The organism is Stieleria marina, from assembly GCA_007741555.1.
GTDB lineage: Bacteria > Planctomycetota > Planctomycetia > Pirellulales > Pirellulaceae > K23-9.
The window spans coordinates 2,094,066-2,110,439 of record CP036526.1; the positions used below are offsets into that span (position 1 = coordinate 2,094,066).

Sequence of the window (16,374 nt, forward strand, 5' to 3'; positions counted from 1 at the left end):
TGCCTAGTTTCGCGCGGGAGTATCGCACGACGGGGGGGATTCAAACGCGAGAGGTCGCAACACATGAAAAAATTTATCGCTCTATTAGCAGCGTTCTCAGTTAGCTTTACCGCTGCTCAGGCCACAAACGCTCAAACAACCGTCACGCCTTTGACCGTCAATCAGTGGGTTCAACCCAGCCAGGACGGTGTTTTGCAGGGCAAGATCGTTGTTCCTGCTGAAAACGGAACCACAGTCGCCGTCGAAAACGCCGAAGTCGCTATTCGTAGCAACGATGGCGAAGTTTTTCGTGCACAAGCCAAGACAAATGCGAAGGGTGAGTTTTCGATTCCCGGCGTTCAGCCAGGCGTTTACTCGCTGACAGCACGTGCTGACTACGTTTTCGCTGTTTGTGCTATGCACGTTTTGGACAGCGATCTGGTCGGCGAGCGTGAATTCCCTCAGTCGGCAGAAGTTGCTGCCGCTAACGTGGATTTCACCACCGTCAAAACAGCGATCATTCGCTACATGCCTCCTACAGCGAAACAAATTAAGAACGTTTCGATCAAAGGTGCAAAGCTGGACGCTCTGGCTTCACGAGTTTGTGGCGACGAAGCGTTTCGCGTCAATCAGTTCCGCGGCGGCATGAAAGGCCGTCTGCTGAAAGCTGGTACTCGTGGCGAAAACCTTGATACCGTTCAACTTACCAACGTTTTCATCATGCAAGATGGCGTTGAAATTGCTCGTACAGTCACGAACGAAGCTGGCGAATTTGAAATCGCCTCGATCGGTGCCGGAAACTACTCACTGATGGCTGTCGGTGCTGATGGTCTTGGACTGGTTGGCTTTGAATTGGTTAGCGAAGTCGCTGGCAACGTGATGACAACGACTGACGGAAAGACTTTTGTTCAGGCACCTTGTGGATGCAATACATTTGCAATGCAGGTTGCCCCTGTGCAAAACGTCGAAAACATCATCTCTGACACCGTGATTAGCGAACAGCCGATCATGCAAGGTGGAATCGCTGACGGCGGAATTATCGCTGACGGCGGAATCATCAACGGCGGCGGCATGGTCAACGGTGGTGGCATCGCTGGCGGTGGCGGCGGCGGATTTGCTGGTGGTGGCGGAATCGCTGGTGGCGGCGGCGGTGGCGGTTTGCGTGGAATCGCTGGTTTGGCCGGAATCGGCGGAATCATTGCAGCAGCCACATCGGGCGACGACGATGACGTTGTTGTCCCAGCTCCTGTAGCCAGTCCCGTTGTTCCGGCTAACTAGAGCAGCAAAGACGACCTCTTAGAGTTATTAGAAAGCCGTGACTGGCAACAGTCGCGGCTTTTTTTGTGTTCATCGTGCACGCGTCCGCAGTCGTTACGGGCTTCCCTATCGTCGATAATGGGCATGAAAAGTCCGTGCCGCGGTTGATTCTTGCGTTCTACGATTTCGCTTCGTTTCGATCGTGATATTATGTGGGGCCCTCCCATGCCGCTGCCGCGGTTGAAAACTCTACCAACCAAGAGACTTATTGATGACGTCTGTCGATTCTCAAGTCAGCCCGGAAATAGCCAGTCAAGCTGCCGAGGCCCTCGATCGCCTCAACGAACACACGCTCAAAACAGTGCACTGGCACTTTAGCGACGATACTGGGAGCCCGTTTTGGCTCGAGAAGAAAGCAGAGCTCAATTTCGATCCGTTGACTGACGTGAAGTCCTTTGATGATCTGAAAAAATTTCCGCTCTTTGAAGACGATTGGTTGCGTGGTGGACCCGTTCGACGCTGGGTTCCCCAAGGTCACGCGGGCAAGCCAACTTACGTCTTCGAAACGGGCGGTACGACTGGCGTGCCCAAGAGCCGTGTCGTCATCGAAGATCACTGGAAAGACTATGAGCTTTTCAGCGACACGCTTCCAGATGAACATTTTCCGCGTGGTTCAAACTGGCTAATGCTTGGCCCGAGTGGCCCGCGTCGATTGCGACTAGCCGTCGAACACTTGGCACAACACCGTGATGGAATCTGTTTCTGTATCGATTTGGATCCACGCTGGGTCGTCAAATTGATCAAGAAGGGCTGGATGGAACACTTGGAAGAATACAAGAAGCATTGTGTCGACCAAGCCGTCACGGTTCTTACCGCTGGTCACGACATCAAGTGCATGTTCACAACACCTAAGTTGCTTGAATCGCTCAGCGAAGCCTTGGAAGAACGTGGCACCAGCATCCAAGAAGTCGGCATCAAAGGCATCTTCTCCGGTGGCACCGAATTCACGCCTCAATGGACCCGCTTTTGTGTCGAAGAAATGCTGGGTGGTCCTGCCGAAGACGGTGGCGTTTTTATGACTCCTACCTACGGCAACACCCTGATGGGGCTCGCCTGTAGCAAGCCGATCACGGCAGCGGATGGATACAAGATCAGCTATCACGCTCCGCAGCCACGTGCTGCAACTGAAGTCGTCGAATTTGATGACTACAACCAAGTTGTGGGCTATGGCAAAACGGGCCGAGTCAAACTTTACACGCTGACGGACGAGTTTTTTGTCCCTGGATTTATGGAGCGAGACGAAGGGGAACGCGAAATGCCGTTTGCGAAATTCCCTTGGGATGGCGTCAGCGGAGTCCGTCCCTTTCACGAATTGGCAACGGCGACGACGGTTGGCGTTTACTAAAACCCATTCAATCAAAGTACGGCCGCGAATCGTTTCGCATCGCGGCTGTCGATTCTCACAAGTCCTACTGGCCCGCAAAGGCAAACTAAATTTTCAATGATTACTCTCAGTCCGTTACGTTGGGGCAAACCCTACGAATCGCTTGATTTTCACGACGTCGTTCACTTTGACACTGGCGCGCCAATCGCCAAAGTGGGGCAAGTCGGCGGCGGTGTCGTCGCGAAGGATTTGCGCAAAGCGTATAAAGCTCGTGAAGCCTTGTTGAAATATTCAACGGGTGAGTTGATCGAGATGTCGATCAAAGCCGCGGAGCTGTTCGAGAACGGCACCTTGTCGGTCGGTGATTCACAGCAATCCGTTGACGACTTTGTGCACCAGCAGTCCGCTAGCACCGGGCTGCCCGAGCACATGTGTCGATCCAATATGGTCAAGAACAGTTTTGTGTTGAAAAACATGGGGCAGATTCTCGACTGTTTGACACGCGGTTTGGACCTTTCGATCTTGTCCAACGGTTACGGCGAAGAAGGCCGTGGTGTGATCGTCAGCTACCAAGCTCAGACGCCCATTCTGGGCGCCGTTCTGCCCAACAACTCCCCGGGCGTGCATACGCTTTGGTTACCCGCGATTCCGCTGCAAATTGGACTAGCGCTTAAGCCTGGATCGCAGGAGCCTTGGACGCCCTATCGAATGGTGTCGGCCTACATCGCCGCTGGTGTGCCAGCCGAAGCTTTCGGTTTGTACCCAGGCGGCCACGATGCCGGTGGTGCGATCATGACAAAGACAGAACGCAGCATGATCTTCGGCAGTGCGCAAACGGTCGCACAGCACGCAGGCAATCCCCGCGTCCAAGCTCATGGTCCTGGCTTCTCCAAGATTCTGCTCGGCGATGACATCGTCGACGATTGGGAAAGCTACTTGGACGTCATGGTCGAAAGCGTGCTCAGCAACTCGGGTCGTAGCTGCATCAACTGCAGTGGCATCTGGGCCAGTCGACACACGCGTGAGATTGCAGCGGCAATCGCCAAAGAAATTGGCCCGGTCGATGTCAAACCACCTACGGACCCGGACTCTCAGTTGGCCGCCTTTACTGTCGCGGCGATGGCAACCGGCACGTACGGGATGGTCCAGCAAGATTTGGCTGAATCAGGCGTCACCGATTTGACGGCTGAATTTGGTGACAAACTGATCGAACGCGATCATTGTGCATACTTGCGGCCAATGGTTGTCCACGCCGATTCACCGGATCGAGCGGTGGCGTCCAAAGAATACATGTTCCCATTTGTTTCGGTCGTCGAGTGTCCGCAGGCTGAGATGCTCCGCCGGATTGGACCGACCTTGGTAGGCACCGTCATCACGGCGGACAAGCAGCTGATCGCAGCGGCTGGCGCCTGCACTCACATCGATCGCGTGAACATTGGGCCGATTCCTACAAATCGACTCAACTGGTTGCAGCCGCACGAAGGCAACATCATCGATTTCTTGTTCCGCTCGCGGGCGTACCAAGTTGCCGATTTGCCGGTTGCCGCGGCGGTCTAGCGCCCGTCAGAAAAAAGACGGTCGATCCACTTCGACGGATTGGCTATTTCGACAGATTGGCAGCGAACCAAATTGCCGTCGAAATCACAAACAACACACCGCTGGCAACAGCGGTGTTTTCGATTGGTTGCTGGCTTGAGCGGATCCGTTTTGGGCGAATTCTGTTTGCCGGTCTCCCCTTCTCGCTCGATCTTGTCGCACGCGAAGACGCCATGCGCCCCGTGCTTTTCGATTAATTGGCGAACCTAATGCACTTTCGGCGGGTTCAATCTTCAGGCCGGCTGTTGCTGCGCGCCGTCATTGGCCAAAACACCGACCGCTCGTCCAGCCGAATTGCTTTGAGGAATAGACTGTAGTGACCAACTATCGTGTGAGCGTTGTCTTCTTATTAATTGGCCTGCTGGGTCACCAAGCTGCCAACGCCAAGAATTTTGTGCTGACGATTGGGGGCGGTTACGCGCCCGAAGGCAATCAAGCGTCGTTGGAAAAGAATGTGCTCCTGTTCCAGCGTGTCCTAGCGGGACATTCGGGTGACATCGAACAACACGATGTGTTTTTTGCTGACGGTCAAAACGCAGCGAAAGACCTTCAGGAGCATGACCCCAGCCAGGTGCCGCTGCCCAACCGCTTGATGGCCGAACTGTTTGGGAGCACCCGTGACCTTGGACTGACCTATCGAAATCATCGTGTTGAAAATGTTCGCGGCGTATCCAGACCCGGCGAAATCAAATCTTGGTTCGCAAAGGTGGGCCCGCGAATGAAGGCCGGCGACAAGCTGACGATCTACGTGACTGCTCACGGGCACCGCAGTCGCGACCGTAATCGTGAGTACAACACGTCGATCGCCATGTGGGGAAACTCCGCGATTCAGATGACTGATTTTGCACGACTGCTTGATCGACTTGACCCCAAAGTCGACGTCGTCGTGGTGATGGTGCAATGCTACACAGGTGGGTTTTCGCACCTGATGTACCGAGGCGGAGATCCAGCCAATGGATTGTCACCGCAGCGGCGAGTCGGCTTTTACGCGACCGTGCATGATCGCCCCGCCGCTGGCTGCACACCCAGTGTCGATGAAGCCAATTACGTGGAATACAGTACGTACTTTTGGGCAGCGATCGCGGGCATCGACCGGTTGGGGAACCCGATCGATTCACCGGATTACGACAAAGATGGACATGTCTCGCTCGAGGAAGCCCATGCCTACACAATTCTGCACGCCGACACGATCGACGTCCCTGTGAAAACGTCCGGTGAGTACCTTGGCAATGCGAGCAAATTCGGCGACGGCAAAGGTGACCTGCTTCAGAACGACGAACCGTATAGCGTCGTGATGCAATATGCATCGCCCGTCCAAAAAGCGGTGCTGACGAAGCTATCGGAAAAATTGCAACTCGAGGGAGACAACCGCTTGGTCGATGCCTGGCAAAAGACGCGAGTCGATCGGCGACGACGAGGCCGTCGGACCACACCTTCCTCTGAACTGAAGAACACAATCGCCGCCGACCTTCAAAAACGTTGGCCAGAGCTGGCAAACACCATGAATCCTGTCAGCATCGCACTACTGACGACGCGGCACAAGGAATTCGTTGACGCCGTCCAGGACCATCCTCAATACACGAAGTACAAACAAGAATCGGAACAACGACAGTTCCGTCCCGACGAGCAAGAAACCCGGGCACAATTCGAAAGATTCCTTCGAGTCGCCGACAACGTGGTCCTTGCGGAAAATCTTCGCCGGTTGAACAAGCCGGTTCGGATGCAGGAGTACCAGCAGATCATTGCTGCAGAACGTGAAGCGTTTCTTTCACCCTGAGCCATCCACACAAAAGAAAAGGCCAGAACAAACTCGCACGAGTTCGTCCTGGCCAATCGTTTCGTGAAAACGTTTGCTCAACGTCTACTTGATGAACAACATCTCTTGGTACGTTGGCAGTGGCCACAAATCATCAGCAACAATTCCTTCGAGTTGATCGACGCAATTGCGAACCGCCAACATGGACGTCAGTACCGCGTCACAACGATGGCGAGCTTCGTCCAATGACGTCGTTGGCGACTCATCGGCAACGGCATATTCCAATCGACTGATGCTGTCTTGAAGTGATTTGACAAGCATTGTCACTGTATCCAACGTGTCGGTATCGAAGTCATAGCCGACCAGTTTCAGATTCGCACAGGTCGACGCTAGCTCACTTTGATAACGAATCGCGGCCGGGAAAATCAGTTTCTTCGCCATGCTGATCGTCAAATTCGCTTCGACATCAACGGTCAGACAATACTGTTCGAGATACGTTTCAAGGCGGCTCTCCAACTCGCGTTCGGAAAGCACCTCATACTTCTCAAACATTGCCAGCGTTTCAGGCGTCTGCAAAGCGGGCAACGCATCAGGCGTCGATTTCAAGTTCAGCAAGCCTCGTTCGGCTGCTTCGGCATGCCATTCGTCCGAATAACCATCGCCATTGAAAATGATCGCTGAGTGATCGTTGATGATCTCTGTCAGCAATTCCTGAATTGCCCCGTTCAACTTGTCTGGATCACCTTGCGTGGCTAACTCCAGTTTCGTTGCACAGAAGTCGACAGATTCAGCAATGATCGTATTCATTGCGACCAGTGGCCCGGCGATCGACTGATTCGACCCGACAGCTCGGAACTCGAAACGATTTCCAGTAAATGCAAACGGGCTGGTTCGGTTGCGGTCGCCCGCGTCTTTTGCAAACAAAGGCAATGTGTCGACACCAACCGTCAACGTACCGGAATCAATCGACGAGCTAGCACCGCCAGCCTTGATTTGGTCGAAGATATCCGACAACTGATCACCCAAGAAAATCGAGATGATCGCCGGAGGAGCTTCGTTCGCACCCAAACGATGATCGTTGCCAGCCGTTGCGACGACAGCACGTAGCAGGCCTTGATGTAAATGAACCGCGCGAATCACCGCCGCGCAGAACACCAAGAACTGAGCGTTATCGTGCGGCGTGTCACCTGGATCCAACAGATTGCCTTGAGAACTGCTTCCCATCGACCAGTTGACGTGTTTACCGGAACCGTTGACTCCAGCAAATGGTTTTTCGTGCATCAAGCACGCCATGCCGTATTTCTTGGCGATCCGGTCCAGCGTGATCATCATCAGCTGCTGGTGGTCAGCCGCCAAGTTAGCCGACTCGAAAACCGGAGCGATCTCAAATTGCCCGGGAGCGACTTCGTTGTGACGCGTCTTGACCGGAATGCCCAGCTTGAACAACTCGCGTTCCGCATCCAGCATGAATGCCAGAACGCGTTCTGGAATCGCACCGAAGTAGTGATCGTCAAACTCTTGCCCCTTGGGAGGTTTGCAACCAAAGAGCGTCCGTCCTGCGTTGAGCAAATCCGGTCGCGCGAAGTAAAAGTGACGATCAACCAGGAAATACTCCTGCTCTGGACCAGCCGTCGAAGCCACAAACGCACCATCTTGATGGCCAAAGAGCTTGAGGATTCGCTGAGCCTGTTTGTTCAGCGCCTGCATCGATCGCAAGACTGGCGTTTTCTTGTCGAGTGCTTCCCCGGTCCACGAAACGAACGCGGTGGGAATGCAAAGCGTGGTACCGTTTGGATTCTCCATCAAGTACGCGGGGCTTGTCACGTCCCAAATGGTGTAGCCACGTGCTTGCGAAGTGACTCGGATGCCACCGGTTGGAAAGCTGGAACCGTCAGGTTCGCCCTGGATCAGTTGCTTCCCGCTGAATTCCGAAAGCGTGCTGCCATCGGATGTCGGCGACAAAAAGCTATCGTGCTTCTCCGCCGTTGCACCCGTCAACGGATAGAAAATGTGAGCGTAGTGGGTCGCACCTTTTTCGATGGCCCAGTCCTTCATGGCAGACGCAACGATGTCAGCAACATTCGGGTCTAACTTCTCGCCAGACTCGATCGTACTGATCAGCGACTTGAAGACTGCTTTGGGTAAGCGTTCTTTCATCACCGATTTGTTGAAGACGTTTACCGAGTAGTAGTCTTGAGCCGGCGTGTCGGCGAACTGGATAGGAGGCGAATTAACCGAGTAGTTGGTAACGGCGGCGATCGCTGCTTGACGTGTCGATGTTCCGGATGATGAGTGAGCTTTTCCAGATGCCGAACCAGAAGGTTGCGTTGTGGATTTACTGGGGGTGAGCGTAGTGCTCATAAGCGTTTGCCTTGTCAGTGAGTGGGCGGAGATCGAACATAACTAAAACGAAACGCAAGTGCCTGATGGATGCATCAGGTCCAAACGCGTCCTAAACGACCCATCCCTGGTCAGCGAACAGCTTTCCGTCTCGAACATCAACCCGCACGACGAAGTCTCATTGATTGAAAGACTCGTCTTCGGTCGATTGCTCGATTTGCTGTTGAGCCAACCTCATTTCGCAAACCCTGTGCCACAATGACTGGGCACTTCAGAAAGACGACTGACCAACCGCGACCAAACAGCGTATTGGGTGGTCGTTTGACGGGGAAAACCGACGAGTTTGATTAAATCATCAAAACTGAAGCGTCGAAGCGTTGGATTCGATCTGGTAATTGGCGCAAGCTGAAGATGATCGAACCAGGGACACATTGAGGCACGACGTGCTAGTGCAACAGGCACGTTGGCATTTCAATCGCGCGATTCGCAGGCACTCAAGGTTGGCTCCGAGAGCCGCCGTCCGCCAATACGGATCCACGCGGTGGCGAAACCGTCGCGGCATGATTTGTGCTGTCTAGGAAAGCCGTCCCTCCCAGCACCTAGATCATCAACCATGCCAATGCCACTTTCTAAGCAGTCCAATCCCGCCGTCGAAATGATCGACACCCATCAGAAAGCGCTCCAGGTCAATCTGGATTCACGAAGGTATGGCACCTTCGCCGAAATTGGTGCCGGTCAAGAAGTTGTTCGTTGGTTTTTTCGCGTTGGAGCGGGTGCCGGAACGATTGCCAAGAGCATGTCGGCCTATGACATGACTGTTAGCGACGCGATCTATGGCCGAGCGAAACGGTACGTTTGCCGCGAACGACTGCAAGCGATGTTGGACTACGAACATGCGTTGAACATCGATCGGCTGAAAGATGTCCGCGGCGACACCACGGCGTTCTTTGCTTTCGCGGACACCGTTTCAGCAAGAAACTACCGAGGCACCAATGAATGCCATGGCTGGATGGGGATCAAGTTTCAAGCTCATCCTCGCGACGATGACAGTCAGATCATTCTCCATGTCCGTATGCTCGATCAGGAAGCAGCGCTTCAGCAGGAAGCGCTGGGGATCGTCGGCGTTAACTTGGTTCACGGTGCATTTGCACTCAACCACGAGCCCGAACTATTGGTTGATTCGTTGCTCGATGGCCTTTCCACCTCGCGGATCGAAATCGACATGATCGAGTTCTCCGGTATCGCATTTCGGCACGTCGACAAACGATTGATGAGCCTGAAGCTAGTCGAACTTGGCCTGAGTGGCGCCGCGATGTTTGCCGCAAGTGGCGAAGTTCTACAGCCATCGGAGTTTTTCTATCGCAAACCGATTCTGGTCGAACGGGGCAGCTTTCGCCCCGTCTGCAACGTCAATCTGGACATGCTGCGGTGCGCTAATGAAAAGTTTTCGCAGCTTCCAAGCGTCCAAGGCAAGGAAGTCGTTCAGGTGATGGAAGTCACCATGAACAACTTGAAAGCGGAAGGCGAAATCGACTTACGTGACTTTCTGGCTCGAGCAGACGTGATGGCAGCATGCGGCATGCCGGTGCTGATTTCTGATTACTTTCAGTACTACCGCCTGGCCGCCTATTTGTCGCACTACACCAAAGAAAGCATCGCCATCACGATGGGTGCGGGAAGCTTGATTCAGCTTTTCGATGAAAAGTACTACACCGGGCTCGCCGGCGGCGTGCTCGAATCATTTGGGCGACTTTTCAAGAACGACCTGAAGCTGTACGTCTACCCGCTGCGCGACCCGGAGTCAGGTGAACTGACAACGTGCGATAATCTGGAGATTAAATCCGAATTGCGGCAACTTTACGGCTACCTAAAAGATCGTGGTTGCATCAACGCATTGGACAATTTTAGCGAAGATTGTCTTTCGATTTTCTCACGTGAAGTGCTTGGCAAAATCAAAGCGGGCGATGAAAGCTGGGAATCGATGGTTCCCGGCGAAGTGGCTGAAGTAATCAAGAGCAAGAACTACTTCGAGTATCAGCCTGCGTAAGCATTTAGCTGTTGCCAGTTTCTTAAGCAATTCTGCGCAGCGGTGCCGCACCTCTTACTTACTTGCGCAAACACTACGGAAGCGAACCTCCCCTTGCTGCGGACAAGCGGCGCCGTTGCGTCCATAACATTCATCACGCGAATTTTGCGATCCGTGGCACGCTTTCTGCATATTGATCTGCGTTCACGTTTCTGTCGAAGAAGACCTTTGGTCTGTCTGCTCATCCAAGTCAGTTTACGTCTCCTCATACGCAGTCGATCCGTGATTCAGCGTGGAATCGAATCGAAACATCAGCCGTTCACCCGGCGACGGCAAAATCGACATTGCTCCTCTAGATATCTCGCGACCCATTCGCCGGATCATCACTGGGGCTGTGCTTTTTCTGTTCGTCTGCGTGATCGCCGTTTCGGGCTACGTGGCAGCGGGCTGGAGAGTCGACGACGCAATCTACATGGTTGTGATCACGATCTTTGGCGTTGGTTATGGCGAAGTCCAACCGATCGAATCGGCCGGACTACGCGCATTGACCATCATGGTCATCATCGCCGGCTACGGTGCAGTGATCTATACAGTCGGCGGATTCATGCAAATGGTTGTCGATGGCGAACTGAACCGCGCGATGGGAGCCAGGCGAATGACTAAAGGTATCGAACGCTTGAGCGAGCACACAATCATTTGCGGCATCGGTCGCTTGGGTAGCATTTTGGCAAGCGAGCTGCACAAGTCCGCGATGCCGTTTGTCGTCATCGATTCAGACTTGGAGCGACTCAAGGACGCCGAAGAACGCGGCTACCTCGTCCTGCACGGCGATGCGACCGAAGAAGAAATCCTAGAACAGGCGGGGATCAATCGTGCTTCGGTTGTCGCCGCTATGATGTCACTCGACGCGAGCAACGTTTTCGTCACGATCACCGCGCGTGACATGAACTCCGACGTCACCATCATCGCACGTGGCGAGAATCCACGTACCGAGAAGAAGCTTCTTGGTTGTGGAGCGAACAATGTTGTTTTGCCAACCGCGATTGGCGCTCAAAAGGTCGCTCAGCTAATCACGAGGCCGACCGCAGAGAACATTCTGCAACAGATAGAGGACCAAAGCACTCTGTTGGACGACCTCGGCCAGATCGGCTTGCAGTTCAATGAACTAGAAGTGCACCCCGACTCGGATCTTGCGAATCATCCGCTTAGCGAAGTCGAAATCCGCGGCAACCACAGCTTTTTAGTCGTTGGAGTCCGTCATACGGACGGCAAAGTTCAATTGAACCCAAAGACCAGTTTGAAACTTGTGCCCGGTGACGTCGTCATCGTTCTGGGGCACCAAGATGATTTACCTGAGATTGCAAGACGCTTTCTGCGCAAGCGTCCGAAAATGACCTACCGCGGCGCATCAGTGAGCTAGAAAATGGTGTTCTCCCTATCGCTTTCACACAAGCCTGCTGTATCGGCAATTGACGAGACGTTTGAACGTCTGATCGATGAGGCTCAGTATCGAATTGGTGATCTCGACACGCCAGAGATCGTCATTGATTGTTCGCTAGTGCAATGGATTTCCAGTCATGCGATTGATCGCCTGATTCGTCTGCACCTAGAAGCAAGACGATTCGAACAGTGCGTTGTTATTTCCAATGCAAGTGATTTTGCATGCGACGTGATCAACCTCACTCGGCTCGATCGAATCGTGTCTGTTCGATTTGATGCCGCTCATGAGCGAATGTCATCGCCTCATTTCGGTTCGTGAACCGAACAAAGGTCGTGCTACAAGCCTTCCGCATCCACTTTGCGGGTTGGCGTCACGATCGACGCTTCCAATTTACCTTGGCGGAAGTGATCCGCGCTGCGTCGAATCTTCTTCATTTGCGGACAAGCGTTTAACACGGTTCTTACCCGACACAAGCGAGATGAAGCGACCTTGCTGTACGACTCGGTTGTCTTGGTTGATCAACTTACGAAACCAAACGACGCGGCACGCGCGGCGGCCGTGCGGTTCGATCGATTCCACTTCGGTTGCCACATGAACTTGGTCACCGAAGAATACCGGCGACTTGAATTCCCAATCCGCCAAACTGACCAGGGCCAAAGTTGCGACGCGCGGGTGGGTAGTGCTCATTCCGGCCAGAATGCTCAGTCCCAACAGTCCGTGGGCGACCGGTTTTCCGAATGGTGAATTTGAACCTTGGTCCGTGTGCAACGGATCGTGGTCGCCGGTCAGCTGAGCAAAATCGGCCACGTCATCGCCCGAAACTTCACGCCAATCGCTTACCCACGACGCACCGACTTTCAAGTCCTCGAAGTACAGCAGGTCGGGTTCAGTTTTTGGATCCAAGGTTTAATTACCTAAGTGGGACGTTGCAAAAGCGGCGGCCAAGCGCTGTCTCCATGATGCCTTCCATAAGACGGCCCCAAAAGGCCTTTTTTAGTTTTCAAAGCGAAAAAATGGTCGGTCGATCGTCTCACTTCGGATTAGACAAGTGTTGCTGCTGATCAAGCCAACACGTCAGGGGGCTTTGGAGCTAAAATTCAGTTGCTTGCTTCCCACTCCCCTCCCGCCTACGGTCACATCGTCCATGAAAAATACCGCGTTTCCTTTCGTGCTTCTTGCCGTTCTGTTCGCTAGCGTTTCATCGGCGATCGCTGATGAGACCGTGCAATTCACCGTCCGGCAGCTAACGATCGATGGCAATGAGGGCATGGCTGCGGGAGACATCGACGGCGACGGATCGCTGGATTTAGTCGCAGGGCGAAACTGGTACAAGTCAGGTGAATGGGTTCCCCGTCCGCTACGAACGATCGACGATTGGAATGGATACGTGGAAAGTAACGGCGACTATTTGTTCGACGTTAATGGTGACGGTCGTTTGGATGTCATCGCCGGATCGTTTTTGCCGACCGAAGTCCACTGGTACGAGAATCCGGGCGACGAAGCGCTTCGCTTGGGCAAGATGTGGCCCAAGCATCTTTTGCTGGACACCGGGCAATCGCAAAACGAAGGCCAGATGATGGAAGATATCGATGGCGATGGTCGACCCGAATGGATCGTCAATAGTTGGAAAAAAGATACGCCTGCTTTTATCTATCGGTTGGTCGAAAAAACACCGAAGCCCACAGCAGACCCCAGCGCAAAAGGTAAAAAGGCTCCCGAAAAGAAAAAGGCGTCGGACGGAAATCCAAAGTACGAACTTGTGCCCCATCAAGTCGGTGAACGTGGCAATGGGCATGGCGTCGCCGTCGGTGACATCAACGGTGATGGCCGGAAAGATCTGTTGGTCGGCCAAGGTTGGTACGAACAACCCGCAAATGACGCTTGGTCAAAACCTTGGACGTTCCGGCGTAACTGGGATGTGCACTCCAGTTTGCCAATGGTGGTGGTCGATCTAGATAACGATGGTGACAACGATTTGATTCTGGGCGAAGGTCACGATTTTGGTTTGTCGTGGTGGGAAAACGACGGCCGCGATGACGAAGGCAAAATAAATTTCAACGAACACGAAATCGACAAGAGTTTTTCACAACCCCACTGTTTGCTCTGGGCCGACATCGACGGGGACGGCAACGAAGATTTGATTACCGGCAAGCGCTACTACGCACACAACGGAAAAGACCCTGGCGGAATGGAAATGCCTTGCATGTACTACTACACATGGGATGCGAAAGAAAAGAAATTCAGTCGGCACACGATTGAAGAAGGTCACGTCGGTTCGGGTTTGCAAATCGTTGCCAAGGATCTTAATGGAGATTCCAAAATCGATTTAGCGGTCGCGGGCAAGAGTGGCACTCACCTGCTGTTGGCCAAATGAGTGATCCGATCCCAAGCGACCCGCTGACTATCCGCCAAGCTCAGGACACCGTTGACCAGTGGATTCAAACGATCGGTGTCAGGTACTTTGGCGAACTGACGAATTTGGCCCAATTGGTCGAAGAGGTCGGCGAAGTGGCGCGCATTCTGTCCCGAACGTGCGGCGAGCAATCTTGCAAAGACGGTGAATCGCCCGGCGACTTGGCGGACGAGCTCGCCGATGTGATGTTTGTCACGATCTGTTTGGCCAATCAATCCGGAATCGACTTGACCGATGCACTTCGCCGTAACTTGGACAAAAAGACCAAGCGAGACGGCGATCGCCATCGCAACAATCCTAAGTTGCTCTGATAGGTTGACAAAAAAAGCGTCTCGCTAGCAATTCTTTGCAGCTCCTCTATTGCTCTCGCAGCGAAATCTTCGCTATCAGTCAGAGATATCGACGTTCTCATCCATTGCAAACGACTTGCATTAGGAACAGTTATGTTTGGCAAGAAGCCTCATCGAATCTCTCGCGGACTCAGCGTAGCCGTGATCGCCGCAGCCTTTTTGTGCCAAGGTTGCGCATCGATGTGGGGCGACAAGTCTGAAAAGACGGATGACGAACGTCTCAATGAACTGATGCACAACGTCCCCAACGCTCCGGAATTGATTCGCCAAGCAGCGGTGCCACGTGGGATGCAATCGATCGTGGTCGAAGGTGTCGGAGTGGTCAACGGCTTGCCAGGAACGGGCGGCCCAGCGGATCCATCGCCGTTTCGCGATCAACTGCTCGAAGAAATGAAACGCAACGACGTTGTCAAACCGAATCAGTTTTTGGAGTTGTCCGAAACAGCATTGGTCCGAGTTCGCGCGTTGATCCCGCCTGGAGCGCGGCGCGGCGAGCCGATTGATCTGATGTTGATCTCTCCTCCCCGAAGCCGTGTCAAAGATTTGCACGGTGGATGGCTGTTAGAAACTCGAATGCGGCACCAGCAAGTATTGCAAAGTGCAGTGCGGCAAAGCGACGTGATGGCGATGTCGATTGGTCCGGTGCTAACACGCGCCGACCACGAAGCCGGTAAAGACAATTCGCTCAAAACGGAAGCAAGGATTTTGTCGGGTGGTCGTGTTCAGAATGACCGAAACTTGGGATTGGTTTTACGACCGGATTACCAGCACTACAAAATGGCCAAGGGCTTGACAGCCGCGATCAATGATCGGTTCTTTTTCTTTGACGGATCAACACGACGTGGTATCGCTACGGCGAAAGAAGACGATTACATCGAAGTCGAAGTGCATCCACGCTATCGTGGCAATGAGTACCGGCTGATGTCCGTGATCTTGGCGCTCGGTGCAAAAGCGGGATCCGCTGAATCGCAGCAACGACTAAGTGAGTTGGCTGATAAGTTACGTGACCCTGCCACCGCATCTGACGCGGCGTTGCAGTTGGAAGCGATTGGCGAAAACGCAATCCCAACATTGCTGGCTGGTCTGAAATCCGAAAACCCAGAGCTGCGGTTCTTTGCCGCCCAATCGTTGGCCTACCTGGATCGCACCGAAGGCATCGCGCCGTTGGAAGAAGCCGCTCGGGAAATTCCAGCGTTTCGATACGCGGCTTTGTCGGCACTGCAAAACATGCCGCACCCCAGCGCGGTTGATTCGTTGAAGAATCTTTTCGCTCAGTCAAGTTTAGAAACACGCTACGGCGCGTTCGTTTCGATTCGTCGTCGCGATGATGGACGACGAAAACTTGATGGCGAGATGATCGGTCAGGCACTGCGTCTGTATCAGATCGAAAGCGATGCACCGCCAGCAGTGGTACTGTCGCTGAATGAAGCTCCCGAAGTCGTCTTGTTCGGAGATGTCGCGCCGATTCAAATTGATCGCTATCTGATGGGACCGGGGGGATTCATCCTGAAACCGGAACCTTCTAACCCAAATAAAATTCGCGTGAGCCGTTTTAGCCCCGGGCAAGACGATCAACGAGTCATTGCTGATAATTCCGTCTCCGCGTTGGTCAAGGCGATTGTGGGCGTGGGAGGCGGCTATGGCGACGTGGTTTCAGTCCTGAGAGCGGCCAAGGACAAAGGTTGCATGAGCGACCAATTGGCCCTCAATCCGCTGCCCAAGCCACTGCGGACCTACTATCGCGATGGGATGACCAAGCAAGAAGAGAGCGAGGACGAAGACAAGTCAAAATCGATTTGGTCCGACCAAAGAAACGCTAAGTAGTTGACTTT

General features: G+C 53.6%; 12 protein-coding genes. 10 read left to right on the forward strand and 2 right to left on the reverse strand.

Annotated elements, in window-relative coordinates; all coding sequences use genetic code 11:
- Positions 1–63 precede the first annotated feature (63 nt).
- The 4 genes from K239x_RS07385 to K239x_RS07400 all read left to right on the forward strand — a co-directional run bounded on the left by K239x_RS07385 (position 64) and on the right by K239x_RS07400 (position 5,993).
- A complete protein-coding gene (locus K239x_RS07385) occupies positions 64–1,257 on the forward strand; it encodes a carboxypeptidase-like regulatory domain-containing protein (RefSeq protein WP_419189781.1) in 1,194 nt (397 codons plus the stop codon).
- A 250-nt stretch (positions 1,258–1,507) separates the two neighbouring features.
- Positions 1,508–2,641, forward strand: a complete 1,134-nt coding sequence (locus K239x_RS07390) for a phenylacetate--CoA ligase family protein (RefSeq protein WP_145417138.1) — start codon at positions 1,508–1,510, stop codon at positions 2,639–2,641.
- A gap of 96 nt (positions 2,642–2,737) precedes the next feature.
- Positions 2,738–4,177 (forward strand): aldehyde dehydrogenase family protein, encoded by a 1,440-nt coding sequence (locus K239x_RS07395; protein ID WP_145417139.1) that lies wholly within the window; start codon positions 2,738–2,740, stop codon positions 4,175–4,177.
- Positions 4,178–4,532: 355 nt separating this feature from the next.
- Positions 4,533–5,993 (forward strand): hypothetical protein, encoded by a 1,461-nt coding sequence (locus K239x_RS07400; protein WP_145417141.1) that lies wholly within the window; start codon positions 4,533–4,535, stop codon positions 5,991–5,993.
- A gap of 84 nt (positions 5,994–6,077) precedes the next feature.
- Here K239x_RS07400 and K239x_RS07405 read toward each other — a convergent pair whose 3' ends face one another.
- Positions 6,078–8,333, reverse strand: a complete 2,256-nt coding sequence (locus tag K239x_RS07405) for a glutamine synthetase III family protein (RefSeq protein WP_145417143.1) — start codon at positions 8,331–8,333, stop codon at positions 6,078–6,080.
- 598 nt (positions 8,334–8,931) lie between these two features.
- Here K239x_RS07405 and K239x_RS07410 point away from each other — a divergent pair.
- From K239x_RS07410 to K239x_RS07420, 3 genes are all read left to right on the forward strand, one after another.
- Positions 8,932–10,359, forward strand: coding sequence for a TonB-dependent receptor (locus tag K239x_RS07410; RefSeq protein WP_419189782.1), 1,428 nt, complete (start codon positions 8,932–8,934; stop codon positions 10,357–10,359).
- 271 nt (positions 10,360–10,630) lie between these two features.
- Positions 10,631–11,758, forward strand: a complete 1,128-nt coding sequence (locus K239x_RS07415) for a potassium channel family protein (RefSeq protein ID WP_419189783.1) — start codon at positions 10,631–10,633, stop codon at positions 11,756–11,758.
- A gap of 3 nt (positions 11,759–11,761) precedes the next feature.
- Entirely contained in the window at positions 11,762–12,097 is a 336-nt protein-coding gene (locus K239x_RS07420) for an STAS domain-containing protein (RefSeq protein WP_145417145.1), read from the forward strand.
- A gap of 72 nt (positions 12,098–12,169) precedes the next feature.
- Here the strand turns inward: K239x_RS07420 and K239x_RS07425 are convergent, their stop codons facing one another.
- Positions 12,170–12,682, reverse strand: coding sequence for a MaoC family dehydratase (locus K239x_RS07425; RefSeq protein ID WP_145417147.1), 513 nt, complete (start codon positions 12,680–12,682; stop codon positions 12,170–12,172).
- A gap of 241 nt (positions 12,683–12,923) precedes the next feature.
- On the opposite strand from K239x_RS07425, the gene K239x_RS07430 reads away from it, so the two are divergent.
- The 3 genes from K239x_RS07430 (at position 12,924) to K239x_RS07440 (ending at position 16,366) form a co-directional block, all read left to right on the forward strand.
- Positions 12,924–14,153, forward strand: coding sequence for an FG-GAP repeat domain-containing protein (locus K239x_RS07430; protein ID WP_145417149.1), 1,230 nt, complete (start codon positions 12,924–12,926; stop codon positions 14,151–14,153).
- Positions 14,150–14,503 (forward strand): nucleotide pyrophosphohydrolase, encoded by a 354-nt coding sequence (locus K239x_RS07435; RefSeq protein ID WP_473163571.1) that lies wholly within the window; start codon positions 14,150–14,152, stop codon positions 14,501–14,503. The genes K239x_RS07430 and K239x_RS07435 overlap by 4 nt, the downstream gene beginning before the upstream one ends.
- A 132-nt stretch (positions 14,504–14,635) precedes the next feature.
- On the forward strand, positions 14,636–16,366 hold the full coding sequence (locus K239x_RS07440; RefSeq protein ID WP_145417151.1) for a flagellar basal body P-ring protein FlgI: 1,731 nt from the start codon (positions 14,636–14,638) through the stop codon (positions 16,364–16,366).
- Positions 16,367–16,374: the final 8 nt, after the last annotated feature.